Source organism: Variovorax sp. SPNA7 (genome assembly GCF_033807855.1).
GTDB classification, from domain to species: Bacteria; Pseudomonadota; Gammaproteobacteria; order Burkholderiales; family Burkholderiaceae_C; genus Variovorax; species Variovorax beijingensis.
The window spans coordinates 4,467,163-4,491,370 of record NZ_CP138513.1; the positions used below are offsets into that span (position 1 = coordinate 4,467,163).

The window sequence follows — 24,208 nt, forward strand, 5'->3', positions numbered from 1 at the left end:
CTGTCAACGCTTCAGTGACATCCTCGCGGATAGCACCGCATGACTCGGGGTCAGGGTGGATCACTACTCCTTTCCTGTGTCGAACTTTCATCAACTACTCTCCGACAGTCTCCTGTCGCACTAAGCGTCCGGCGAAGTCATCTTGAAAGCGCGGTAGGAGCAAAGGATGCTCGTGTCCACCAGAACTCTTGGCGGACTCGTGGACCCTATCGAACAGCAGTCCTCGCCAGGCCGTCGGCGCCGACGGTTGCATAGCGACGAATTCAAAGCCGATGCTGTGGCTGCAGCGTCGCAGGCCGGCATGTCGATGGCCTCGGTGGCCTTGGCGCGCGGCATCAATGCCAACTTGCTGCGCCGCTGGGTGCGCGAAGCCGAGTTGCCACAAGCCATGATGACAGCCCAGCCTGCAGCGGCTGCATCGACGTTCGTCCCGGTCCGGATGCCAGAGCCTGTCGCGCAGCCCGCGGAGATACGCATTGACGTGCGCCGCGGTGCGACGACGATCACGGTGTCCTGGCCGATGGCGGCCGCCACCGAATGCGCAGGCTGGATGCGCGAGCTGCTGCGGTGATCCGGATCGACGCGGTGTGGCTGGCCGTGCACCCGCTGGACATGCGCGCCGGGACAGAGGCCGCTTTGGCCCGCGTCGTCAACGTGTTCGGTCAGGCACGCCCACATCACGCGTACCTGTTCGCCAACCGGCGCGCCAACCGCATGAAGGTGCTGGTGCATGACGGCATCGGCGTGTGGCTGGCCGCGCGGCGCCTGAACAGCGGAAAGTTTGTCTGGCCGAAGGAAGGCGCTGCCACGGCCGCGCTCAGCCATGCGCAGTTCGGTGCTCTCGTGCTGGGCCTGCCGTGGCAACGCGTTGGCGAGGCCGGCGTCATCCGGGTGCTGTAACGCTGCGCAATTGCCGAATCTGCCGATGGACCAGCGCGTCATGGGTGGGCAAGATCACGATCCGTGATTGCCCTGCAGCAACTCGACGCCCTGGATCCGCAGCAGATGCGCCAAGCGCTGCTGACGCTGATGGCCGAAGTGGCGGCCAAGGACGAGCTGCTCGCACGCCATGCACGTGAAGCCACCTTCAAGCAGGCGCTGATCGACAAGCTCACGCACGAGGTCGCCAACCTGCGTCGGCTGAAGTACGCCGTCACCAGCGAGAAGTTCTGCGCCGGCATGAGCGCCGAGCAAAAGAGCCTGATCGAAGAGACGCTGGACAGCGACATCGCGCAGCTGACGGCCGAGCTCGAACAGGCCGATGACGACGCGCAGGGAGCCAGGGACAAGAAGACCAAGCAGCACCCCAGGCGCGAGCCGCTGCCGGCGCACCTGCCGCGCCGCGACGTGCATCACGAGCCGCAAAACACGGCCTGCGCCTGCGGTTGCGCGATGAAGCGTATCGGCCAGGACATCGCAGAGCGGCTGGACTACGAACCCGGCGTGTTCACGGTGGAGCGCCACGTGCGCGGCAAGTGGGCCTGCGCGCGCTGCCAGAAGCTGGTCCAGGCGCCGGTGCCCGCACACGTCATCGACAAGGGCATCCCCACCGCCGGGCTGCTGGCCCAGGTGCTGGTGGCCAAGTTCCTCGACCATCTGCCGCTGTACCGCCAGGAACGCATCTTTGAGCGCGCCGGCATGCTGATCGCGCGTTCCACCCTGGCGCAGTGGGTCGGTGAATGCGGCGCGCAGCTGCAGCCGCTGGTGGACGCGCTGACGAACGAGCTGATGCGCCACAGTGTGCTGCATGCCGACGAGACACCGGTGGGCATGCTCAAGCCTGGCAACAAGAAGACCCACAAGGCCTACATCTGGACCTACTGCACCACCAGCTTCAACGCGACCCGGGCCGTGGTGTTCAACCTCGCGCAGACCCGTGGCGGGGAGAACGTGCGCGGCTTCCTGCGCCAGGACGGCACCGGCGCTCAGGCTTGGCGCGGCACGCTGGTGACCGACGGGTTCTCCGGCTACAAAGCCAGCTTCGAGCGCGGCGTCACCGAGGCTGGATGCGTCGCGCATGCCCGGCGCAAGTTCCACGAGCTGTGGGCCAACCACGCCAACAAGGTCGGCCAGCAGGCGCTGAGGTACTTCCAGGTTCTCTTCAGGATCGAGGAAGACCTCGCCGCAGCCACAACTCAGGAGCGACGACGCGTGCGGCAGCGCAAGTCGCGAAGGGTGGCCGCAGCGCTGCACAAGTGGCTGCTGGCACAGCGCCAACTCGTGCCCGACGGTTCGGCTACCGCCAAGGCCATCGACTACAGCTTGAAGCGGTGGAAGGCGCTGACGCGCTACATCGACGATGGCGACGTGCCCATTTCCAACAACTGGGTCGAGAACCAGATCAGGCCAATTGCACTTGGACGGTCGAACTGGCTGTTCGCCGGCAGCCTACGTGCGGGCCAGCGGGCCGCAGCGGTCATGAGCCTGGTGCACTCGGCCAAGGTCAACGGCCACGACCCGTACGCTTACCTCAAGGACGTTCTGGAGCGGCTGCCGACACAGCCCGCCAGTCGGATCGAGGAGCTGCTGCCGCATCGCTGGACGCCCTTGGCTGCTGCTCACTGAGCGTGATCGGCGAAGTCAAGCTGACTTCGCCGGACGCTTACATCGCGCCGCGTCCTTGCCATGCTGATCCTCCTGCTGGGCGATTTCAATCTAACCGAGAGGCTGAACCGCCACCGTACCGTTGGCTGAACAGGTCGCCAACGCCTTGCGCGCCGCGATCCTCGCAAGTCATCTGCCGTCCGGCGAGCGGCTGAGCGTGCCCGCGGTGGCGCGGCGCATGGCCGTCTCGCGCACACTGTGCGCAAGGCGATGCTGATGCCCAAGCGCGAGGGTCACCGACGTGCCTGCTGAGCCAGCCGCCGTCCGACGACCCGACGTACGACACGACGCTTCAACCCGGCCAGCATTCCGCGCTTGTTCAGTTGTTGGAGCAGGCGCTCTCCAGAAGACAGCAGACGATCGGCGACGTCGTCGAGATCGAGGTCCAGCAGCTCGTGGTCGCGCTTGCGCCATTCGCCGGCGATCATGACTGATTCGATGTTCGCGATGCTGGCGTGCAGGGCCGCGGCTACGGCATCGTGGGCCGGCCAAAGATTCAACGCAGTTGCATCGACCACCACCAGGTCGGCCTGCATGCCGGGCAGAAGGCAGCCGACGTCTTCCGACAGGCCCAGGGCACGTGCGCCCTCCACCGTGACCCAGGACAGGATCTGCTTGCTGGTGATCGTTGCTTTCTCGGTGCCGGTTCCCGTGAGTTGGCGTTGCATCAGGTGGTCCATGCCGCGCTGATGCGCCGCGGCGATGCGCGCTGCAATCAGGACTTCGCTGGAAACGATCGCGTCGACGTCCGTTCCAAGCGATGGTGCGGACCCTAGTTTCAGCAGTCGTCCCGTGATCGGGATGCCATGTCCCTGCCCCAGCTCGTTCTCGGGGGTGATGGTGAAGCTGGCTCCGGCGTCTACAAAGGTCTCGAGCCATTCGTCGCTGAGGTCTGCGCCGTGCACGATGTTCGTGCGCGGTCCGATCAGGCCCGCGTCGCGCACCGCCGTCCAGGCCGGGGTCGGTTGGCCGCCGCTTTGGTGCATGGACACGACGAGGCCGCGCTCGTTGGCCGCGCGGAAGTCCGCAAGCGCCACGGCCGGCGTGGAGAGCTGCGGCCCTTTGATCGCCATTCCCAACGTGAGAAGCGGGTGGCGGCGGATCGGCCCGTTCATCAGAGCATCGATTTCGCCGAGCGGATGAGGCGCATCAGCGGCCGAATAGGGCGTTCCATGCATGAACACCGCGCGGATGCGCGCATCCGCCAGGCCTTGCACGGCTTGCGTCGCATGGTCCGGGGACGGCGTGTTGTGACACCAGTCGCCCACCGTCGTGACGCCGCAGTTGATCTGGTTCAGTGCGCCCGCGAACGTCGAGATGCGCATGTCGTCGGGGCCATAGCCCCCCGCCACGCCTCCATGCATGTTGGACAGGTAGTCGAGCAGCGTCCAGTCCGCGCCCACGCCGCGCAGTGCGGTTTGCCACGTGTGGAGATGCGCGTTGATCAGACCAGGGATGACGATCCGCCCGCGCAGGTCGACAACCTCGGCACCGTCCGAGGTGAGGCCCTCGCCGATCGCGGCGATCCGATCGCCCTTGATGAGAATGTCGACACACTCGACGTCGGGCCGGCCAGCGGCCATGGTGATGACCTGCGCGCCGGTGAGAAGCAGCGGTTTCATTTCACGAGTTCCTTGGCAAACGCCCTTGATGCCAAGGGCGTGGGGCGGGGCTGATCGATGCTGGGTGTCATGGCGGCTGCTGCGGCGGCTGTCCCGTTGAGCAGGTCTGTCGTCCCGATGTGGCCGATGTAGCCGTCCGGCCTGATCAGCATGAGCGTGTCGCCGGCCACGCCGTAGATCCGCTCGAACGAACGTGACGAGTCGATCAGCCCGACGTCCGCCGCGGCACCGTAAGCGCTGATGACAACCCGCTTCAGCGTCGCACCGCGCTCCGACCACCGCAGGCGCGAGAGTTCCTGAGCCGCGCGCGGGCCATATGCGACCGCGGTGAAGTGCCCTCCCCTCAGGACTTCGAAGAGCCGCACCGGCGCGCCGTCGACAAGCCGGCGCAAACGTGCGTCCGGGGCACGGTCCCCGGCACGCAGCGTCTTCGTGGCGTTGCCGCCGCGGGCCAATGGTCCGGCGTGGTAGGTCAGCTGCAGCTGATGTTCATCCTTGCCGCGGCGCAGACTCGACGGGTCGAGCTTGGCGATGCCCTGGTATTTCCGGGTGGAAAGGCCCAGCACGCCCGCCGCGATCGGTTGCCGCTCGGCCTCATAGGTCTCGAGCAACTCCGGCGGTGCGCCCGCCAGGACCTGCGCAAGCTTCCAGCCGAGGTTGTACGCGTCCTGGATGCCGGTGTTGAGTCCTTGTGCTCCTGCGGGGGTGTGCACGTGCGCGGCGTCGCCTGCGATGAAGACCCGGTTGCAACGGTAGCGTTCGGCCAGCCTGATGTTGGGTCTGAACACGGACTGCCACTGGATGCTGTTCAATTGAATGCGCGGGTTTCGAATCCGCGACTGGATGCGCTGGGCAATGGCTGGCAGGGCATCCGGAGGTGCTTCCTGCGGGGACAGGCGGATCATCCATTGGAACATCTCACTGTGCGGCAGCGGGCAAGCGCCGATGAAACGCCCTTTCGCGCCGGGCCAGATGTGCCAGCGGTCGCGCGACAGGCCCGAAGTGGCGGCGTCCACGATGAGGATGCGATCGTCCTCGTCGGTCGATCCGATGAAGCCCAGTCCGAGCTGCCTCCTCACCGCGCTCGATCCGCCATCGGCGCCGACGATGTAGCGCGCGGCGATCCGCTCTGGGCCGCCCGGTGTCGAAAGCTCGCAGAGTACGCGATCCGGCTCCTGGGTGAATGACTGAAGCTCCTTGCGGTACTCGACGCTGCCGCCCAGCCGCTCGAACGCTTCGTGAAGTGCCCGGTCGATGCGAAACTGTGGAATCAGCCAGGTGTTGGGATACGGAACGTCGTCACTGGCCTCGCTGTGACTGAACATCCGCAACGGGATGGTGACGGGCCCCAGGTGGATGCCCATCTTGGGATAGAGACTGCCTCCGCGCAGGACATCCCGCAGCACGCCAAGGTCTTCGAATACCTCCATGCTGCGGGGCTGCACGCCTTTGGCGCGTGAGCCGCCGAATGCCTGGGCACCACGGTCGATCATGCGGACGCTGATGCCACGGCGTGCCAGGTCGATGGCCAGGGCGGTACCGGAAGGTCCGGCGCCGGCGATCAGGACGTCGGTGAGTCCATCGTCTTTCATGGGGTGAGTCTTTCAGTCTGCTCAAGGGTTTTCAGGAACCGGGCGGTTGCGCCGGCAACCCACTGCGGCTGCTCCTCCGGCAGCAGGTGTCCAGCGTCGGGATGGACCAGCTCCTGGCTACCCGGGATGTCGCGCGCAAAGTGCTGGCCGTCGATCGACCGGCTTCGCAGCACGAGGGTCGGCGCGACGATGCGCCGGATCTCCGCGCTTCGGTCCGCGTGGTCGATGTTCACCATGTCCACCAGGGCCGAGCGGTTGCCGGGAAGATTGGACAACGCGTGGACCCGGTCGATCATGGCGTCGTCCACGATGTTGGAGCCGGGGCCCACCAGCTTGCGCAAATTGCCAGCCACTGCGCTACGCGGCGTCCATCGGCGCAGTAACGGCCTGAGCAGCGGATTCCGCATGAGCTTGAAGGCTGCCGGCAGCGTTTTTTCCGGGTAGCCCGTTGCATTGATGAGCACCAGCGCTGTCACACGGTCCGGATGGTCCAGCGCAAGGTTCCAGGCGATGTTGCCTCCCAGCGAGTGGCCTACCACGGCGTATTGAGGAACCCCGATCGCATCCATGAACCGGCACACCGTCTCGGCATAAGTGCGCATCCGGTAATCGCGATCGGCGCGCGGACCAGTCAATCCGAACCCGGGCAGGTCAAGCCGGATGACGTCAGAGAACACGGACATCGCGGCCGACACTGCCGCCACGCTGTGCAGCGAGCCACCGGAACCGTGGACGACAAGCACCGGCGACCCTGCACCGGCCCGCTTGTAGTGGATACGCAGGCCGTCGACCTCCACGAAGGAGGAGTCCGGCTGTGGGAGGGTCCAGTTCGTCATATTGGCTACATTGTAGCCAATAATTGGTTGTCCCTCAAGGGTCGAATCACCCGGGAGAAACCCCACGGGGCATCACGCAGCGGTATGTCAGTCGGTGCGTCCGTATGGAAGGCGGGGCCTATCTCTGTATCGATCAGTCTCCGGGGGACAACCCGAAGCTGAACGCGCCTCGATGAGATAGGCGCAAAAACTCGGAGTCGATCAGTTCCCGAACGAGCGACAGGGCCGGGTTGGGTTGAGGGTCGATCCGCATGGCCAGCGCCAGCTGACGGTTGAGTTGCACCCCCGAGATTTCCGAGAGCACGATTTCCGGAAGCGGCCCTTTGGCATCCTTAAACACCGATACGGGCATGATCGTTGCCCAGCGCCCGCGCGACACCAGTTCGCGGATGGAATCGATGGAATCGATCTCCGCGCGCACGTTCAGCGGCTTACCCAACGCAAGCAGCTGGCTTTCGACAATCCCCCGGGGCAGGCTCGTCATCAACAAGGGAATCCGGGCGAGTTGCCCGACCTGCACCACCGGATCGACGCGCATGGAGTTGTGCGACACCAGTGCAAAGGGTTCCGCCAGCAAAGGGTGGAACGACAACGCGCGGCCGGGCTCCGGATTCGTGACTACGGCCATATCGACGATGCCGCGCTCCAGCCATTCAAGAAGAGTCGGCGTGAATGCCTCGCGCGCCCGAAGTGTCACCCCGTCGAGCATGCGGCTGCAGCTCTCGAACACCCCGGGCACCAGCAGGCGCGCCAAAGTGGGCGAGGCACCGACCACCACGCTCGCCTCCTCGCGCAGCTGGCCGCGTGCCAGCTTCTGGCCCATGCGGTCGGATTCGCCGAGCATGCGCTGGGCCGCCTCGTACACCGTCACGCCTGCCTGCGTCAGCCTCACCCCGCGCGGCAAGCGTTGCAACAAGCGAACCCCCAGCTCGGCCTCCAGATCGCGCATCTGGCGTGTCAAGGCGGGTTGAGCGATCGGTATCGCGGCCGCAGCCGCCGTCAGGCTGCCAGCGTCGGCGACAGCAACGAAATAGCGCAGCGTGCGAAGGTGCATGAGGGTCTCCTGGATGACCGGCGGCTCGGCATCTCGGAATGACATGGGAAGCTTGTCGAGCGAATCGGCGACGATCCGATTCCACTTAACGGGTCAACCCGCAGCACGTAGAGAGTGAATTTTCTCGCGCTCCACACACGGGCGCAGCAAATCTTCTCATCGCTTGACCTATCGTCTTTTTATGGCTACTATGTATCCATAATAAAGGGCTCGCGTCGCGGATGCGATGTTGGCGCGCCAGCACAGAATTGAAGTTGCAATCGTGGATGCATGGAGCGCGCGCTGCGACGCTTTTTTTCGGAGATAACTGGTGAAGCGCTTTCTGACGATCTTTGCTGTCTGCTTGCTGTTGCTCAATCTCTGGGCAATCACTCAGGCTTGGCACAATTCGGAAGACCGACTTCTGGATGCTTCTGCCCGAAAGGAGTTTGCCGGCAGCTTTGTCAGGACCAGCATGGGGACCACCCGGTACATCCTGGAGGGGCCGGAGAACGCACCACTCGTCCTGTTTGTCGGCGGCTTGACGACAGAGGCGGTGGAGTACTTTGATAAGGCTGCGTCTGCCTTCCGTGAAGCGGGATACAGAACACTGCGTTATGACCTTTTCGGGCGCGGCGGCTCAGATCGTTCGGATGCATTCGACTATGACCAGGCGACCTACGCCCGTCAGATAGACGAGTTGCTTGCGGCACTCAAAATAGACGGCCCAATCTACTTGATAGGTCCGTCGTTGGGCGGCGGAATTTCCGCCTACTGGGCGGCTGCGCATCCTGGCCGCGTGCGAGCGCTATCGCTTCATGCAAGTGCAGGATATGCACCGGCATCGGAACCCATCGTCTCCCTGCTGAAGGTCCCTGTGCTCGGGCGGTATCTATTCTGGCTGCAGCAAGATCGATTGACACTAGGGCGGGTGGGTGCGCACTTTGCGACACCGCAAGAATCTGCAGTTGACCTCGTCCAGGACGGCATTCGCCGCAGCGCTCTCTTCAAGGGCTATCGAGAGGCGCTGTTTCGGACAATCACCAACTTCGGCGCGACCAACCTGGAGCCTACGTTCACCCGGCTTGCCGCGACCGCTGTGCCTGTGCAGATCCTTTGGGGTAAAGAGGATCAGATCCTGTCGGTCGATGGCGCTCAGAAAATAAATGCTTGGTTGGGGGGGAGGGCCGAAGTCGCATTGCTGCCCAATGTTGGCCACATGGCGATGCTTGAGGCAGGTGATCGATCCATTCCTCTTGTGCTCAAGTTCTTTGCTAGCACGCGAAAAGATCCCGCTCGATGAAGCACCGATGGGATCGGCAATGCCGCTCCCGCACGGTTGAGCGGGCTGTACTCATCGAGGGTTTCGAGGAGATGCCGAGGACCAGCAGAATCAATCCGGTCTTGATTCCACTGAGATCGCGAGGCTCGTTCCCTAAAGATGGAGCATCTCTAGAAATAGTATGAGCGCTTAACATTGCTGCCTCCTGGTTGTAAATATTAGCAATAGAAGAATGCGCTCAGGCAATCTCGATGCGCAGATCGGACAGCCCATCAATATGGCCTACCAGCGCATCACCAGCTAGCACGGGGCCAACACCTTCCGGGGTTCCGCAAAATATGAGGTCCCCCGCGCGCAATTCCCATGCCTGTGAAACATGGCCGATGATTTCGGTAACGCTCCAAATCATCTTGCCGAGATGGCTGGATTGGCGGCGCACTCCGTTGACTTCCAAGTGGATGTTGGCGTCATTTGAAATTGCGAACTGCGCCGCAGGCCTGAGGGCTCCAACGGGTGCGCTTTGCTCAAAAGCCTTACCAATGCACCATGGCCGACCCTGCTGCTTCATCTCGTTTTGCAGGTCTCTACGCGTCAGATCCAAGCCAACGGCATATCCATAGACATGGCTCAAAGCGTCCTCGGGTGCTATCGCGACACCACCACGGCCGATGGCAACGACCAGTTCAACTTCATAGTGGAGATTCTTGGTACGCGATGGGTAGGCTACCTTTGCGGCAGTGCCGTCCTCAACCGCAACTACTGCAGTTGCAGGCTTCATAAAGAAGAAGGGGGGCTCACGCCCGGTAAAGCCCATCTCCTTCGCGTGGTCCTCGTAGTTGCGGCCGACGCAGTAGACGCGGTGGACGGGGAGGCGCTCAGGCTGGCCCACAACGGGCACGCTGACGGGAACAGGGGGTGGAAACACGTAGCTCATATCTCGAAAGGAGTTGGTAGGTTGAACAAGTCTTGGACGTGGGCGGCCCGAGTCGCCCGCACCGAAACAGCGGTGGTCGGCTAAGTGCTTCACCCGACTGGACGTTGACAGGTAGGCCCAGGTCAGCGACAGCGCTATAAGCATTGCCTGCACCTCGACTGAGGCCGCGGCCCGCGTTGTCGGAATGGCGGCGCGACGGGGCACTCGGTGCGGCAGCAAGTCGCTGTCGACCTTGAGCATCTCCGTAGCCAAGCGCTGCGGGCTGCCCACGCCGCCGGCCCAGTAGGTGATGAGCTGCGACTTCGCGGCGGTGAACAGGTCGTCCACCGAAGGTATCGGCGACTTGCCCGGACGGGCCAAAGAGGTCGGAATGTTGGCGACGCTGCCGATGGGCAAGAAGCTGCAACGCGGACGGCCCTTCAATGTGCTTAGCCCGCACGTGAGGCAGGATGGCGACGATGCTGTTGTCCAGCGCCGCGACGGTCTTGCCGTCGGCGCTGGCATTGCACGCCCGTTGTAGCCCAACTAGTCCGGCTGCGACGTTCTCCACTACGAAGCTGCTGCCGTTCATACGGCTGCTTAGCCGCTCGGCCATATGGCACACCTCGACGTTGGAGACCTAAGCTGCCTGCAGGGACAGGATGATGGTGATGGAGCCGTCGGAGTAGCCGCCTGGGCCGGGCATGCCGGCCGGGGCAGGAACTGGCGCCGGTTGACGATCATGAAGGGGCTCCAGGGAAAGGGCGATCACCGCCCTCGACGATGACGTTTTCCACGATGCCCGCCTCGCCACGGCGAAAAGCCGCAGCCTCGGTGTAGGCACGTGACTGAAAGCACGCAACGCCGGCCTCCAGCGTCGGGAACTCGATCACGACGAAGCGGTGGAAGGTCTCGGGGCCCTCCATGACCCGGTAGCGGCCGCCACGTGCCAGCACCTTGCCGCCGTGCGCGGCAATGATCGCGGGCACGCGGTCGGTGTACCGCTGATATTGGACGGGGTCGCGCACGAGGCAACGAGAAATCCAATAGGCCGGCATGGACGTGCTCACGGCAGTAGGATGCTCGACCCCGACGTGCGACCGGCCGCCAAGTCGGCGTGTGCCCGAGCGGCATCTGCCAGGGCGTAGCGCTGATTAATGGAAACGTCGAGCAGTCCACGGGCGCGCAGGTCGAACACGGCCGCAGCCGAGGCCCGCAGGTCTTCGGTGGCGGCGGTGTAGGTCACCAGGGTCGGGCGGGTGAAGTACAACGAGCCCATCTTCTGCAGCGTTGCGGCAGCCACTGGCGGCGGCGCGCCCGTGGTGGTGCCGAACGACACGAATAAACCGCGCAGCGCCAGACTGGCCAACGACTGCTCGAAGCTGTTCTTGCCCACGGAGTCATAGACCACCGGCACGCCCACGCCACCGGTGATGTCCTTAACACGAGCGGCCACGTCCTCGGTCAGACGGTCGATCACATGTTCGTAGCCGTTGGCCCGGGCCAACGCGGCTTTGTCAGGGCCCGCGACCACGCCGATCATGTGCGCACCCAGGTGCCGTCCCCATTGGCCGGCCAGCAGGCCGACACCGCCGGCGGCCGCGTGCATCAGCACGTACTGCCCGGCCTGCACGGTATAGCAGCGGCGCATCAGGTACTCGACCGTCATGGCCTTGAGCATCATGGCGGCCAGTTGCTCGTCGCTGGTGTGCGCGGGTGCATGCAGCAAGCGCTCGGCCGGGTAGTTGCGGTGGGTGGCATAGGCGCCGAGCACCGGCCCGCTGATGTAGCACACGCGGTCGCCCGGCTTGAAGTCGGTGACCTGGGGCCCGATTGCTTCCACAACGCCGGCGGCTTCGGTTCCCAGCCCGCTAGGTGTAGGCACCGGGTATTGGCCGGAGCGGGCGTAAACGTCCTGGTAGTTCAGTCCGATCGCTGTATGGCGTATGCGGACCTCGTTGGCACTGGGCTCGGGCAGGTCCAGTTCCTCGAGTTGCAGGACGCTGGGTTCGCCTGGGTTGTGGAATCTGACGGCTTGGATGTTCATGGTCGGAAGGCAGATCGATGGAACAGGGTGCGTGGCGGTTGCGCTCAATCCAGGCGGATATTGCGTTCGCGAATGACCTGGCCCCACTTCTTGTTTTCGGCCAGGATGACCCTCTGGAACTCGGCGGCGCTGGTGCCGGTGGGGGTAAAAAAGAACTCCTGCATCTTCTTCTGGGTCTCTGGAGACCTCACGATGCGGACGAACTCCGTGTTGAAGCGGTCGACCAGCGCTTGCGAGGCCCCTTTGGGAAGCCAGACCCCGTGCCAGGAGATCAGTTCATAGTCCGGCAAGGTCTCGGCGACTGTAGGCAAATCGGGGAAATCTGGATGCCGGGCCGTGCCGGTGTAGGCCAGAGCGCGTACCTTGCCCTCGGCGATAAACGGCCGGATAGTCGGTGGCACTTCCAGCTGCATGTCGATGTTGCCGCCCATCAGGTCGGTCATCGGCGCCTGCTTGTAGGGAACGTGCACGATGTTGACAGCGGCCTTGCCACACAACAATTCCATGCCGATGTGGTGGGCCGAGCCAGAGCCCCAGCTGCCGTAGTTCAGCTTGCCAGGGTTTTTCCTGGCGTGTTCCACCAGTTCGCTGACCGACTGGACGGGCAGGTTGTTGTTCACCACCAGGATGAAGCCGACCGTGCTGGTTTGCGTCACCGGCACCAAGTCGGTGAGAGGGTTGTAGCTGAGCTTGGGGTAGATGTGCGGGTTGAACGACACGATCTGGCTGATGCCATATAGCACGTTGTAGCCATCGGGCTGTGACTGGGCGATCTCGTTCGCACCGATGTTGGCAGATGCACCCGGCTTGTTTTCCACCACGACAGGCTGATGGAGGACCTCGGCAAGCTTGGGGCTGATCAGCCTGCCTAGGATGTCAATTCCGCCACCGGGCCCCTGCGGGATCACCATGCGGATGGGACGGGATGGCCAGTTGGCCGGCTGGGCGTGGGCCGAGGGCATGCCGAGTCCTTGCAGGGCGCACAGGCCGCCGACGGCCCTGGCCAGGACAGAACGGCGGTTTAGAGCGCACGCTGCTTCGCGTGGCAGGTGGTATTTCTGCGTCGTGTGTTGTTGGCTCATGGCTTGTCTCCGTATCGCTGCGTGAAAGAGGCCGCATGCCCGGCCCGCTCTGCGGCGGACCTGACAGCCGCGGTTCAGAATGAGGACACTTTGACTGGTGTCTCGGTGGTCGTGACATCTCCCGCTGACTTGCTGTTCTCGCCAGCGTCCGTCCAGGCCGGAACGCGGCCGATGCGTGCCGCTTCGTGCCAGGCGAAGTTGAGTTCCACCTTGATGCCGTTGATGGGCTCGCGCATGAAGAGCTGGTAGAGGTTGGAGTTGTGCGCCTTGCGCTCGCTAAACTCCACGCCGTTTTTCGTCAGGCGGTCGATGAATTCCTCGATGCCCTCGCAGTTCAGGCACAGGTGGTCGATGCGCCCCGAGCCCATAGCGCCGGCGGCGGAGAAATCCTTGTCGCCGTCGGTGGGCGTCTTCAGGTAGGTGTCCTGGTGGTTGGAGTAGCGGGCCTTGCCGATGTGGATCACGTCCTGCTCACCGATGTAGAGCCAATACACCGGGAAGCCGAATTCCGGGTGGTACCCGTTGCGAAACCCCAGGTTCTCCACGAACCAGTCGCGCGTACTTTCGGGGTCGTGCGTGAGGATGAGCAGGTGTTCGAGAAAGCGCAGTCCCATGGTTGTCCTCTTGTGTTGTTGGAAGGTTCACTTGCTATGTTCGGCCGCTACCGGGCGGGTATCGCCGGAGTCCACCAGCGTGCGCGTCGCATTGACGGAAGCGTAGATCCAGAGGATCTTCATCGGCTCGGTCTCCGACATGTTGCGAAAGCGGTGGGGCACATTCGGCGGAATGAACGTGGTGTCCAGCGGCTTGAGTTCCTGCACTTCGCCGTCGATATCGAGGTATGCATGGCCGCTAAGCAGCATCACGCTTTCCTCGCAGTTATGGCTGTGGAACGGGATCGCGGTGCCCGGGCTGAATTCGGTGATGCCGTTAATGAACGTGCTCGCGCCCACAGAGGGCAGCACCAGCGGTGTGGTGCGCGCACCTCCCCCGCGATCATGGCTCTTGATTTGATCGGGCCGTAGCACGGCGTATTTGACGGCGGTCGTGGTCATGAAGGTTCTCCTGTGAAGCTGTTCGTGGACTGATTAGCTGCGCGCAGGCCCAGTCCACACGGTCTTGATGTTGGTGAATTCGTGCAGGCCGAGCACGCCGAGTTCGCGGCCGTAGCCCGATTCCTTGGTACCGCCGAAGGGCAAGCGAGGGTCGGAGGCGACCAAGCCGTTGACGAACACGGCGCCAGCGTCGATCTGGTGCGTCAGCCGGCGCGCGCGGTCGAAGTCAGCGGTCCAAAGCGCGGCGCCCAACCCGAAAGGGGTGCCGTTGGCCACGCGTATGGCTTCAGCGGCGTCGCCCACACGCAGGATGGCAGCGACGGGTCCGAAGGTTTCTTCGCTCGCGGCCGTCATGTCGGGCGTGACCTCATCGAGCACGGTGGGCTCGTAGAACGCGCCGGGGCCTGCCACGGGCTTGCCGCCGAGCAGCAGCTTTGCGCCTTGCTGCACACTGGCTTCCACCTGGGCGTGCAGTTCGTCGCGCAGGCTGCGCTTAGCCATCGCGCCCTGTGTGATGCCGTCGGCCATCGGGTCGCCAACCACCAGCTTGCGCGTGCCGGCCACGAAGGCCTCGACGAAGCGGTCGGCCACGGCGTGTTCGACGATGAAGCGCTTGGCCGCGATGCAACTCTGCCCGGTGTTTTGGAAGCGCGCCTTCACCGCCACCGTGGCGGCGGCCTCGACGTCGGCGTCGGCCAACACGATGAAGGGGTCGGAGCCGCCGAGTTCGAGCACCTGCTTCTTCAGGGCCCGTCCAGCCTGCGAAGCGATGCTGCGGCCGGCCGGCGTAGAGCCGGTGAACGTGACGGCGGAGATGCGATGGTCCTCTATCAGGCGCTTGACCTCGCCCGAACCGACGAGCAGCGTGGTGAACAGGCCAGCGGGTGCACCGACCTTCTGGAACATGGCTTCCAGTGCCAGCGCGCACTGCGGCACGTTGCTCGCGTGCTTGAGCACCATGCCGTTGCCGCCGGCGAGCACGGGTGCCGCGGCGCGCATGACCTGCCAGAACGGGTAGTTCCACGGCATCACGGCCAGCACGATGCCGAGCGGGTCATACACCATGCGGCTATCGGTGGCGCTGCTAGGCACCACTTGGTCCTGCAACATGCTGGGCGCAGCATCGGCATACACGTCGAAGTTCCAGGCGCACTTCTCGACTTCGCCCACGGATTCGGCCAGCGGCTTGCCCATCTCCAGTGTGGCCAGCGGGGCAAGTCCAGCTTTCTGCTCGCGCAGCGTCTGTGCCACGCGGCGCAGCAGCGCCATACGCTCGGCCACGGGCGTGCGCGCCCATTCGCGCTGCGCCTTCGCCGCGCGTTCGAGTTTCTGCTCGATCTCCGTGGCGTCGTGTGCGTCGTATTCAGTCAGGACGGCGTCGGTGGCGGGGTTGAAGGAGGTGATCGTCATGCCAGCACCATTTCTTCCAAGGGAGCGATGCCGAGGTCGGTCGCCAGTTTCTGCAGGTCGCTGATGAGGCCGCCGGCAATCGGCACGCCGTTCTCGCGGTAGCGGGCGCGCTTCTCGTGGCTCTGTTCGCCGGGCAGCCAGATGCGCCCGACACCTGGCAGCCGGTTGCTGCCACGAATATCGCGCACCAGCTTGTCGACCGATGCCTTGAACACCCTGGGGTCACCGAAGGCGGCGAGGTCGATCACCAGGACGGCCTGGCCGGTGTTGGTGGTAGTTTTGAAGTCCGCGTTGAAGTCGATCACGTCGCGGCCCATGGCCGCACCACCGAGGGTGCCGGCCAACAGGCCGACGATGAGCGCCAGGCCGTAGCCCTTGTGGTCACCGATGGGCAGCAGGAAGCCCTCGCTGGCGCGGTTCGGGTCGAGCAGCGGCTTGCCCTGTCGGTCGATCATCCAGCCCACGGGCATCTGTTCGCCGCGCTTTGCCTTCGCCTTGACCTTTCCGTACGCGGTCACGGTGGTCGCCATGTCGAGCACCACAGGCGGCTCTTCTCCGGTGGGAATGCCGGCGGCGATCGGGTTGGTCGATAGCAGCATGTCGGTGCCGCCCCAGGGGGGCAGGTGGTTGGCGTTGCCGACAGCGAAGTACAGGCCGAGCATGTCGTGCTCCAGCGGGCGGCGCGCATACAGCGATGCCGGACCGGCATGGTTGCTGTATCTCGTACCGACCCAGGCCACGCCGGCGGTGCGGGCCTTCTCGATAGCGATGTCGACGGCGCGCGAGACCACGAGGTGGCCCATGCCGTTGTCGCCATCGACCAAGGCCATAGCCGCGCGCTCCTGCACGACGTGGATGTTCGGGTGCTTGTTGATGCCACCGGCTTGTATGCGCTTGATGTACTGCGGCAGGCGAATCACGCCATGGCCCTCGGAGCCTTGCAGGTCGGCTTCGGCCATCAGGCGCGCGACCTGCGCGGCATCGGCTTCGGGCAGGCCCTGGCTGGTGAATGCAGATTGGATGAAACGCTTCAGCGCTTCGGGTGACACGAAGATGGGGTTCATGAACACAGAGATGAGCGGGCTGCGCGGCGGCGTTGAGGCGCCCCCACTTGATCAGCGATTGGGAAAGAAGGCATCGGTCGAGAGTACAAAGCAGCGGGGTATCAGTCCAATACTGTCTCTGCCCTTTGCCATATCATCTTGTTATCGCATCAACTCGATCACGCCAAAAGGTCAGGACCCGAGCACCCAATGCACTTCAGAACACTCCGCTACTTTGTGGCAATCGCCGACTCGGGAAGCTTTACTGCCGCAGCTGCCGCGATACCCATTGCGCAGCCAGCCCTGACTCGCCAGATGCGAGACCTAGAAAGTGAGGTGGGGGTTGTGCTTCTGCAGCGTTTGCCGCGCGGAGTACGCTTGACGCCGGCCGGGGTGACTTTCTATGAGTCCGCGCAGCGGATGCTTACTGAAGCGAATCAGCTCACACGGCGGCTCGCACGTACCCAGGATGCAGAGAGAAGTCCGGTAGTTCTAGGCGCACCACCTACTCTTTCGCGGATACTTCTTCCGGGGGTTTTTGACTCCTGCACAGATATGCAGGGAGGAATCGCGTTGCGTATTCGAGAGGCTTTCACTCCCGCTCTTCTGGACTGGCTTGAGCGGGGCGTAGTCGATGTCGCAATAGTCACCAATCCCGAGCCCGGCCGCCCGTTGGCGCTTCAGCCCCTGCTCGGTGAACCCTTCGCGCTGGTCTCGCATGCAAAGATGCGGCTCGACCCGATCGTTTCTGTCGCTCAGCTTGCACGAATTCCATTGCTCATGACAAGCCTGCATCGCAGCATTGTTGATCGGCAATTGGCAAGCCTCGGCAAGACACTATCTGTGCACGCCGAGATTGATTCCGTCGATTCGATTCGTGAATTAGTTATCCGTGGCCGATGGGCCACCGTAATGCCCGTTTCGACATTCAAGGAGGATCGTCAGGATCACGACATTGTCATGTCAGAAGTCTCTGGTATACAGCTGAACCGTCTGCTTGTTCTCGCCACACGTCTTGACGCTCGATCCAACTCATCGCTATCCATTGTTCACGAATTGGTTCTATCGGAATTCGCGCGCTTGGAGCGTCACGGTATATTCAGGTTCGGCAAGAATCATCGACCCGCTCTTGAACGTGACTTGTAGGAATTACTTGGCCACGCATTCATCGAACCGAGTCTTTGCGCATTCCAGCGAAGAACTCGAGCACAAGCGGAATGGATTTATCACCCGCTTCAAGCATGGCCATGTGCCCAACATTGGGCAGCAATACAACTTTGGCCCGGCCTCCGAGCCAACCGTTGATTTGTTGCGCGCCATCGACTGACAGGAGCTGGTCGTTTTCGCCCCACAGGATCTGCCCCGGAACATCGGTCGCACCGAGCCGTTTGAACGTGGGCTCAAGGTTGGTTGCCCCGAAATTGGTGATGGTGCGAAACAACGCCTCCCGATAACCTGGACGAACTGCGCAGCGCCGACAAGCTCGATTTCAGCCGGGTCAGCATCTATGGGGCTAGCGTGGCCACCCCCGGGGGGCCCGTGCACGGGCCCCAACCCCACGGACAGAGGAAAGCTTGGCAGCAAACGCCACCTCATCACAGACCGCCAAGGCATCCCGTTGATGTTCTGCGTCACCGGAGCCAACTGTCACGATTCGGTGGTGTTCGATGAGCTGGTTGACGCCTTGCCGGCGGTGCGCGGCAAACCAGGTAGACCGCGCCGCTGGCCCGGCAAGCTGCATGCGGACAAGGGATACGACTACCGGCGGTGCCGTGCTCATCTCAAACGCCGCGGTATTCGAGACCGCATTGCTCGCAAAGGCATCGAACGCAATGACCGGCTTGGTCGCCACCGCTGGGTCGTCGAGCGCACGCACCCTTGGCTCGCAGCCTTCAGCAAGCTGCGCACTCGCTTCGAGCGTCGCATTGACGTTCATGTCGCTCTGCTTTCATTGGCTTTCAGCGTCATCTGTTTGCGAACTCTTGAGCCGTTTTGTTAGCCGCCCTAAAGGGCGTGAATGTGAATCGGCGGGCGGGGGGGAAGTACATGATGCGGGATTCGGTCACGACAGTATTTCGGGCAGCTGGCTGTATCTCAACGTGCTCTCTCAACGAGCGCTGGACCCAGCCAATGCCTCGGGTGAGAAGTACGTGGCCGGCCTCTTGGCCACCGTACGGAAGGGCTCCACCATCGTGATCGTGGAGACGTAGCTGTCGTCGAGCATGTTGAACTGCAGTTCGCCGGCCCAGCCCTGTCCCGGATTTCCTGCGGCGAAAGGCACGTTCTCGGAATAGCGCCACAACTGCCCCTGGGCATCGTAGGCTTCGGCCAGCATCACGCCCCAGGTATCTTCGTCAAGGTAGAAGCGACGCTTGGCGTAGACGTGCCGTTTGCCGGCCCCTAGGCTCGCCTCTACGATCCACACGCGATGAAGCTCCCACCTCGAGAGATCGGGGTTGACGAACTTGGGCGTCAGCACGTCGGTGTCCTTAGCCAGAAACAGGCGGTTGCGGTTGTACGGGATGAAAATTTCCTTCTTGCCCACCAGCGTCCATTCGTAGCGGTCCATTGCACCGTTGAACATGGCCACCTCGTCGAATATCGTCGTACCCGAGGTCACGAGGTTCGGCGTGTCGTACCCGATGCTGGGGGCTCGGCGCACGCGCCGCTGGCCGACGAGGTATTGCCATGACTGACGTCCAACGCCGACTTGGTCGAGCGGTTCCTTCACCAGGATCTGTTCGCCGGCCTTGAACGGCGGCGCGACTTGGAGGTTGCGCGACATTCCGGCCACGCCCCCGGACTTCTCGAGGTTGGATTCGGGATCGTAGTACGGGAACTGGCGCTCGGTGATGCCCTCACTGGCCAGGATGCGCTTGCCGCTGGCTTCGACCATCCATGCGCGGAAGTGGATGCGGGTGGCTTCACCCTGGTAGGCCAGAAGGTGGTTCCACATCGCCTCGGTACCGGTCTTCGGAATAGGGAAGGGAATGCCGCCGTACGCGCCGGAGATGGACAGGCCCTCCTGGGTGCTCTTGGCCGCGGTCGCGTTACGGAACGTATTGTCGTAGACCCATTGCGGCGCGGCCGCTGTGCGTTGGGTCTTATGGATCTGCATCCGGAAGTCCGGGTGTTTCTTGAACATGGCCATCGTGCCCTCCGCGAGGTTGGCTCGATACTGCTCGAAATTCGCAGCGTTCAGTGTCAGGATCGGCTTGTCGGAGAACTGGTCGACCACCGGCTCGCCCGGCTTGGCGACTTTGGTGAGGCCACCGTCCCAGGGAGGGATAGTTCCCGCGGCGTTGCCAGACCGTTCGGCGCCGAGCGGCGTCAACGTCGTCTTGAGCTTCGCGGCCTCGTCCCCCGAGACGCCGGCATTCGCTATGCCGGCTGCTGCCAGCAGAGTGATGACAGCGGTCCCTTGTGAAATCTTCTTCAGCATGATGTCTCCTTAGAACGAGCGTTGGATATTGATGGCGATGAATTTCCGGTCAGCCAGGGGCTGGCCGAAGGTGTAAACCAGGCCCGAGGGAGAACGGCCGTCCGCCACCGTGACGGGCTTGGTGGCGCCAGTGAACTGCACGTAGCTGAGACCGAACTTCCAGAGCTTCTGGTACTCGGCGTTGATGCCGATGGAAACGTTGCCGCCGTGGTACACGCTGAAGGCGGGTACCACCGAGGAGCGTCCAGACAGCCCGTAGCCGATGCTGATGGGCACCGAGATGTCCAGGCCGGGAATGACCTGCAAATAGGTTGGCTCGAACGAGACCCTGACGGCGGTGGCGTCGCGCGTGCTGTTCGGGTCAATCAGGCCAGGGTTGCGCTTCACGCTGAGGCGCCGGTTCCAAGCGATCTCGGTCATCAGCGTTGCGCTGTCCCACACGGACGTCCGCGGCGCAACGTAGATGGCGGAAACCTGCATATGGGCAGATTTCCCCACCGGGAACAATGCCCCTCTGCCGCCGGTGACCGCGGCTTCACCGGGTAGCACGGGTGCGGCCGCGGTCACCAGTGGGGAGTTGAAACGTACCGAGGCCTCCGCCCCCAGATTGACGGGGCCGAGCGTTGTGTTGACGCTGGCGCCGAAGGTTTTGATCCCTTCGGGGAACACCAGCGAGTACGTCCCCACCTGGCCGGTGATCGGATTGAAGATCGACGGATCGACCACGCCCACGGCCGGGATAACGGCGGGGCGCGCGTGGGTGATGGCGTTCTTGCCGTTGGATCGGGTGAAGTAGAACCCGACGTCCGCATCCACGAAATCCGGCCGCCACTTCAACTGGGCACCGAACTGCCCCGAATCGGAAGCTTCGACGTCGGCGGTGCGGTTAAGGACTTGCGGACCACCGCCAGGCACCAGCGGTGCTCCGCGCAGAATCCTGCGACCGCCCGTGTCCAGGAAGTCCGCGGCGGAAAGGAAACTGCCTACAGCCGGCGTTCGATTGCGCCTCCATTCGAACTGGTAGTAGCCGCCCAGGGTCACGCTCGGATTCAGCTGCAGTTGCGCCGACAGTTGGTTGACCGGCATGAAAACTTCCTTGGCTTGAGACGACGGCACCTGAAGTGCTTTGATCACGTCGGTGGGGCCTTGGGTGCCGGCAATGCCGTTGTTGCCGAAGAACAGGCTTTCCCCATAGAGCAACGCATGCCGCCCGAGCCGGAAGCTCAGCAGGCGGCCGTCGCCGAGTTCGGTTTGGCCGAACACGAAGGCGTCCATCAATTCGGCCTTCTTTCCGTGCAGGGTCGCCGTGGCCGGATCGAAAGCGTTGTTTGGGCGAGTGTTCGACGTCGCAGGGGACGTGTTGTCGGTTCCGCGGCGATACAGCTCGTCGAACCACGCCGTCGCGCTCGCGCGAAAACCGAAGTCGCGATAGCTAAGGTCGAACTCCGACAGCAGGTCCACGCGATTGGACACCATGCCTTTGGCGAAGTTCAGATCTCCATCGTCGCCGTTCGGGTTGGCGGGCCCGCTGAGGGCCGGCGAGGGCTTTGCGAGGCGCCAGGCAGCGCTGTACTTGACGGTGTTGTCCCACCGCAGCTTAAGCTCCGTGCCGGTATCGAATTCCGCCGCTTGCGCGGAGCCGAAGGCCGCCGTGAGGGCAGCAATGCAAACTTGCCGCAGCTGGGGCAGCCGGCGGTTGTCTCGACGTACGCTTTTTCTCATGAGGTTTCTCCAAAACTGCCGGTGCGATCACCGGGTCTTCCTCGAACCAGATTGCTCAGACGATCTGAACTCTCAGCGACGGCAGGCCTGCCACGCGGCCCACGAGGGTGTCGCCGCGGCTGACCGCGCTCACGCCTTCGGGTGTCCCGGTGAAGATCAGGTCTCCGGGCTGCAGGGTCCACGCGTTCGACAGGTGTGCGATGGTTTCGGCAACGTCCCAAATCAGCTTTGCGGTCGTGCTGCGTTGCCGATCGGCTCCGTTGACCGAGAGGGCGATCTCCGCGCTCAGAACGCGCTGAGCTTCCGCCATGGGAGTCACTGGTCCGACGGGAGCACTCTGCTCGAATGCCTTGCCGATGCACCACGGCCGCCCTTGCTTCTTCATGTCGCTCTGCAGATCGCGGCGTGTCATGTCCAGTCCGATCGCATATCCCCAGACGTGTTCCATTGCGCGCTCAGGTCGAATAGAGTTGCCGCCCTTACCGATCGCCACCACGAGCTCGATCTCGTGATGCAGGTCCTGCGTGAGCGTCGGATAGGCCATGCTGCCGGTCTCGCCCTCCGGAACGACCAGTAGCGCATCGGCCGGCTTCAGAAAGAAGAAGGGCGGTTCACGGCCGGTGAAGCCCATCTCCTTCGCGTGGTCCTCATAGTTCCGCCCAACGCAATAGACGCGGTGAACGGGAAAGCGATCGGGTCTCGCGGTGATGGGCAAGCTGACAACGGCGGGAGGAGGAAAGAGGTAGTCCATGGGTAGTGATTGATGAGAGAAAGCCGAAGAAGGCCACCATCTGTGCAGCCAACGTCGACGCAGTGGGGTCGCATAATTTATTGGATACATCGTATCCAATAATAAGTGTGCGGCCATCCATGCCAACCCTAAGTCAGCGGAGCTTCAGGTGAGGGTCAGGCGGAGGGCTTCGTGCCAAGCGAAGTTCAGCTCGATCTTGATGCCGTCGATCGGTTCGCACATGAACAGCTGATAGAGATTCGAGTTGTGCGCCTTTTTCGGTGAACTCGACGCCGTTCTTCGCGAGCCGCTCGATGAACTCCTCGATGCCCTCGCTGCTCCGGCACAGGTGACCAATCCGGCTGGAACTCAGCGCACCTGCCGCGTTGAAGTCGTCGCCTTCGCGCTGGTAGGAAGATCGAACAGGATTGGCTGATAGAAGGCACCGGGTCGTTTGAGCTTTCGCTCACCGAGCAGCAGCGTCGGGCCTTCCGGTAGCGAAGCTCTCACCCGCGCATCGAGCTGTCCCGCGGCCACGCCTCCGCCATCGACCCCTGCGTCGTACGCTCGGCGAGTGGATCGCCGACGACCAGTTTGACTCTGGCGATGCTGCGTCCCACAGCGAGAGTGCATAGGTTCTATTGATTCCTTGGATGTGAATGGCGGCGTACGAACGCGAAGGCTAGGAACGAGCGCTGCGCACGTCCAATGCCGATTTCGCTGTCTCACATATCGCCCTGAGATAGATCCATCTCCTCTTCGGCGAACGGCCGCGTGACGTCCTAGGGTTCCTATGGATAGAAAACGCCAAATTAATGGATACATTGTATCCGTTAATACGAAGAGATGTTCTCTGCCTATGCTGCAAATGAATACCTATGCGATGAGCTACTTCGCGGCGCCCGGTGAAGGTCGAAAGCTCGGGCCCCTGTCTCGTAAGGCCCTGCGTGGCAGCTTCATCGAGCTGAGTGACGGCGTCACCCACTACGAGCTCGCGGGTCCCGAGACCGGCGAACTCGTCGTGCTGATTGGTGGACTGACGATTCCTTTGTTCTACTGGGACAGGGCGGCGGCGGAGCTCCAGCGCCGGGGCTTCCGAACCCTGGCATACAGTTGCTATGGACGTGGCTACTCGGATCGGGTGAACGCTCGCTACGACGAGTCGCTGTTCGCAAGGCAGCTCGCGGAGCTGACGTGCGCCGTCGGAGTAACCCCTTTCCATCTCGTCGGCACGTCGATGGGAGCCCTCATCGCCATGATCCATGCCGGGCACCACCCCGAGACGCTGGCGACGCTCTCGCTTGCGGGGCCGGCGGGGCTGGCGACCAAGCCTGGGTTGCCGCTGTGGATCACTCGCAGCGACAGACTGACTCGATTCGTCGCGCGATCACTGGGCCGTCGGATGCTGATCAAACATCTGGACCACAACGTGGCCGAGCAGCGAAGCGCGGCCGAGCTTAAATCCATGATCGAAGACGCGTTCCAGTACGAGGGCTCTCTCTTCGCCGTCTTTTCCACGCTGCAGAACTTCGGCTTGGCGGCGCGGACGCCGCTGTACGAGGCAACAGGAGCCCTGCAGCTTCCGACACTCCTCCTGTGGGGACGCCAGGATCGCGTCACGCCCATCTCACAGCTCGACAACGCTCGACGACTCATCCAGCCCACGCGCTGCCACGTCATCGAAGAATGTGGACACATGGCTCCGTTCGAACGGCCCTGCGAGGTGGCGGATCACATCGCGGCCTTCGTCGCTTCAAGCGCCAGCACGCGGGCCAGGACATGACAAGACGGCGCA

24 protein-coding genes and 1 pseudogene are annotated in these 24,208 nt (G+C 63.2%); 9 read left to right on the top strand and 16 right to left on the bottom strand.

Annotated features, from left to right (window positions below):
• Positions 1–166 precede the first annotated feature (166 nt).
• The 4 genes from RZE77_RS20760 (at position 167) to RZE77_RS20775 (ending at position 2,821) form a co-directional block, all read left to right on the top strand.
• The gene (locus tag RZE77_RS20760; RefSeq protein ID WP_319439071.1) at positions 167–571 is read left to right on the top strand and encodes a transposase; all 405 of its coding nucleotides are present in this window, start codon (positions 167–169) and stop codon (positions 569–571) included.
• Positions 568–900 (top strand): IS66 family insertion sequence element accessory protein TnpB, encoded by a 333-nt coding sequence (tnpB, locus tag RZE77_RS20765; RefSeq protein ID WP_319439072.1) that lies wholly within the window; start codon positions 568–570, stop codon positions 898–900. The genes RZE77_RS20760 and tnpB overlap by 4 nt, the downstream gene beginning before the upstream one ends.
• Before the next feature lie 63 nt (positions 901–963).
• Positions 964–2,565, top strand: coding sequence for an IS66 family transposase (gene tnpC / locus RZE77_RS20770; RefSeq protein ID WP_405546268.1), 1,602 nt, complete (start codon positions 964–966; stop codon positions 2,563–2,565).
• A gap of 121 nt (positions 2,566–2,686) precedes the next feature.
• Complete coding sequence (locus tag RZE77_RS20775) at positions 2,687–2,821, top strand: hypothetical protein (protein WP_319439073.1); 135 nt, start codon at positions 2,687–2,689, stop codon at positions 2,819–2,821.
• A gap of 16 nt (positions 2,822–2,837) precedes the next feature.
• Here the strand turns inward: RZE77_RS20775 and RZE77_RS20780 are convergent, their stop codons facing one another.
• The 4 genes from RZE77_RS20780 to RZE77_RS20795 form a co-directional block, all read right to left on the bottom strand.
• On the bottom strand, positions 2,838–4,226 hold the full coding sequence (locus tag RZE77_RS20780; RefSeq protein ID WP_319439074.1) for an amidohydrolase family protein: 1,389 nt from the start codon (positions 4,224–4,226) through the stop codon (positions 2,838–2,840).
• Positions 4,223–5,818 carry an FAD-dependent oxidoreductase gene (locus RZE77_RS20785; protein WP_319439075.1) on the bottom strand — a complete coding sequence of 532 codons (1,596 nt, stop codon included), beginning with the start codon at positions 5,816–5,818 and terminating at the stop codon, positions 4,223–4,225. The genes RZE77_RS20780 and RZE77_RS20785 overlap by 4 nt, the downstream gene beginning before the upstream one ends.
• Positions 5,815–6,654 (bottom strand): alpha/beta fold hydrolase, encoded by an 840-nt coding sequence (locus RZE77_RS20790; protein WP_319439076.1) that lies wholly within the window; start codon positions 6,652–6,654, stop codon positions 5,815–5,817. Before RZE77_RS20790 ends, RZE77_RS20785 begins: the two co-directional genes overlap by 4 nt.
• Positions 6,655–6,787: 133 nt before the next feature.
• On the bottom strand, positions 6,788–7,708 hold the full coding sequence (locus RZE77_RS20795; RefSeq protein ID WP_319439077.1) for a LysR family transcriptional regulator: 921 nt from the start codon (positions 7,706–7,708) through the stop codon (positions 6,788–6,790).
• A gap of 310 nt (positions 7,709–8,018) precedes the next feature.
• Between RZE77_RS20795 and RZE77_RS20800 the strand changes: the two genes are divergently transcribed.
• Positions 8,019–8,990, top strand: coding sequence for an alpha/beta fold hydrolase (locus RZE77_RS20800; RefSeq protein ID WP_319439078.1), 972 nt, complete (start codon positions 8,019–8,021; stop codon positions 8,988–8,990).
• A gap of 217 nt (positions 8,991–9,207) precedes the next feature.
• On the opposite strand, the gene RZE77_RS20805 is transcribed toward RZE77_RS20800, so the two are convergent.
• Positions 9,208–9,903, bottom strand: a complete 696-nt coding sequence (locus RZE77_RS20805) for a fumarylacetoacetate hydrolase family protein (RefSeq protein ID WP_319442393.1) — start codon at positions 9,901–9,903, stop codon at positions 9,208–9,210.
• A gap of 370 nt (positions 9,904–10,273) precedes the next feature.
• Here RZE77_RS20805 and RZE77_RS20810 point away from each other — a divergent pair, with 370 nt between their 5' ends.
• Entirely contained in the window at positions 10,274–10,423 is a 150-nt protein-coding gene (locus RZE77_RS20810) for a hypothetical protein (protein WP_319439079.1), read from the top strand.
• A gap of 199 nt (positions 10,424–10,622) precedes the next feature.
• Here the strand turns inward: RZE77_RS20810 and RZE77_RS20815 are convergent, their stop codons facing one another.
• From RZE77_RS20815 to RZE77_RS20845, 7 genes are all read right to left on the bottom strand, one after another.
• A complete protein-coding gene (locus RZE77_RS20815) occupies positions 10,623–10,952 on the bottom strand; it encodes a DUF1330 domain-containing protein (protein WP_319439080.1) in 330 nt (109 codons plus the stop codon).
• On the bottom strand, positions 10,949–11,929 hold the full coding sequence (locus tag RZE77_RS20820; protein ID WP_319439081.1) for a quinone oxidoreductase family protein: 981 nt from the start codon (positions 11,927–11,929) through the stop codon (positions 10,949–10,951). Before RZE77_RS20820 ends, RZE77_RS20815 begins: the two co-directional genes overlap by 4 nt.
• Positions 11,930–11,973: 44 nt before the next feature.
• The gene (locus RZE77_RS20825; RefSeq protein WP_319439082.1) at positions 11,974–13,011 is read right to left on the bottom strand and encodes a Bug family tripartite tricarboxylate transporter substrate binding protein; all 1,038 of its coding nucleotides are present in this window, start codon (positions 13,009–13,011) and stop codon (positions 11,974–11,976) included.
• 74 nt (positions 13,012–13,085) lie between these two features.
• Positions 13,086–13,625, bottom strand: coding sequence for a VOC family protein (locus RZE77_RS20830; RefSeq protein ID WP_319439083.1), 540 nt, complete (start codon positions 13,623–13,625; stop codon positions 13,086–13,088).
• Positions 13,626–13,652: 27 nt separating this feature from the next.
• On the bottom strand, positions 13,653–14,066 hold the full coding sequence (locus RZE77_RS20835; protein ID WP_319439084.1) for a cupin domain-containing protein: 414 nt from the start codon (positions 14,064–14,066) through the stop codon (positions 13,653–13,655).
• A gap of 33 nt (positions 14,067–14,099) precedes the next feature.
• Complete coding sequence (locus tag RZE77_RS20840) at positions 14,100–15,476, bottom strand: NAD-dependent succinate-semialdehyde dehydrogenase (RefSeq protein ID WP_319439085.1); 1,377 nt, start codon at positions 15,474–15,476, stop codon at positions 14,100–14,102.
• Positions 15,473–16,540 carry an Ldh family oxidoreductase gene (locus RZE77_RS20845; protein WP_319439086.1) on the bottom strand — a complete coding sequence of 356 codons (1,068 nt, stop codon included), beginning with the start codon at positions 16,538–16,540 and terminating at the stop codon, positions 15,473–15,475. The genes RZE77_RS20840 and RZE77_RS20845 overlap by 4 nt, the downstream gene beginning before the upstream one ends.
• A gap of 189 nt (positions 16,541–16,729) precedes the next feature.
• Between RZE77_RS20845 and RZE77_RS20850 the strand changes: the two genes are divergently transcribed.
• A complete protein-coding gene (locus RZE77_RS20850) occupies positions 16,730–17,665 on the top strand; it encodes a LysR family transcriptional regulator (protein ID WP_319439087.1) in 936 nt (311 codons plus the stop codon).
• 19 nt (positions 17,666–17,684) lie between these two features.
• On the opposite strand, the gene RZE77_RS20855 is transcribed toward RZE77_RS20850, so the two are convergent.
• The gene (locus tag RZE77_RS20855) at positions 17,685–17,960 is read right to left on the bottom strand and encodes an alpha/beta fold hydrolase (protein ID WP_319439088.1); all 276 of its coding nucleotides are present in this window, start codon (positions 17,958–17,960) and stop codon (positions 17,685–17,687) included.
• Between the two features lie 14 nt (positions 17,961–17,974).
• On the opposite strand from RZE77_RS20855, the pseudogene RZE77_RS20860 reads away from it, so the two are divergent.
• Positions 17,975–18,518: pseudogene (locus RZE77_RS20860) on the top strand (IS5 family transposase); the annotation flags it as partial.
• 108 nt (positions 18,519–18,626) lie between these two features.
• On the opposite strand, the gene RZE77_RS20865 reads toward RZE77_RS20860, so the two are convergent.
• Genes RZE77_RS20865 through RZE77_RS20875 form a run of 3 tightly spaced genes read right to left on the bottom strand, consistent with a single transcriptional unit; the run spans position 18,627 to position 22,434 of the window.
• Positions 18,627–19,961, bottom strand: coding sequence for a DUF1329 domain-containing protein (locus RZE77_RS20865; protein ID WP_319439089.1), 1,335 nt, complete (start codon positions 19,959–19,961; stop codon positions 18,627–18,629).
• A gap of 9 nt (positions 19,962–19,970) precedes the next feature.
• Positions 19,971–21,683, bottom strand: coding sequence for a DUF1302 domain-containing protein (locus tag RZE77_RS20870; RefSeq protein WP_319439090.1), 1,713 nt, complete (start codon positions 21,681–21,683; stop codon positions 19,971–19,973).
• Positions 21,684–21,738: 55 nt separating this feature from the next.
• A complete protein-coding gene (locus RZE77_RS20875; protein WP_176659040.1) occupies positions 21,739–22,434 on the bottom strand; it encodes a fumarylacetoacetate hydrolase family protein in 696 nt (231 codons plus the stop codon).
• A gap of 847 nt (positions 22,435–23,281) precedes the next feature.
• Here RZE77_RS20875 and RZE77_RS20880 point away from each other — a divergent pair.
• Positions 23,282–24,196, top strand: a complete 915-nt coding sequence (locus tag RZE77_RS20880; protein ID WP_319439091.1) for an alpha/beta fold hydrolase — start codon at positions 23,282–23,284, stop codon at positions 24,194–24,196.
• Positions 24,197–24,208: the final 12 nt, after the last annotated feature.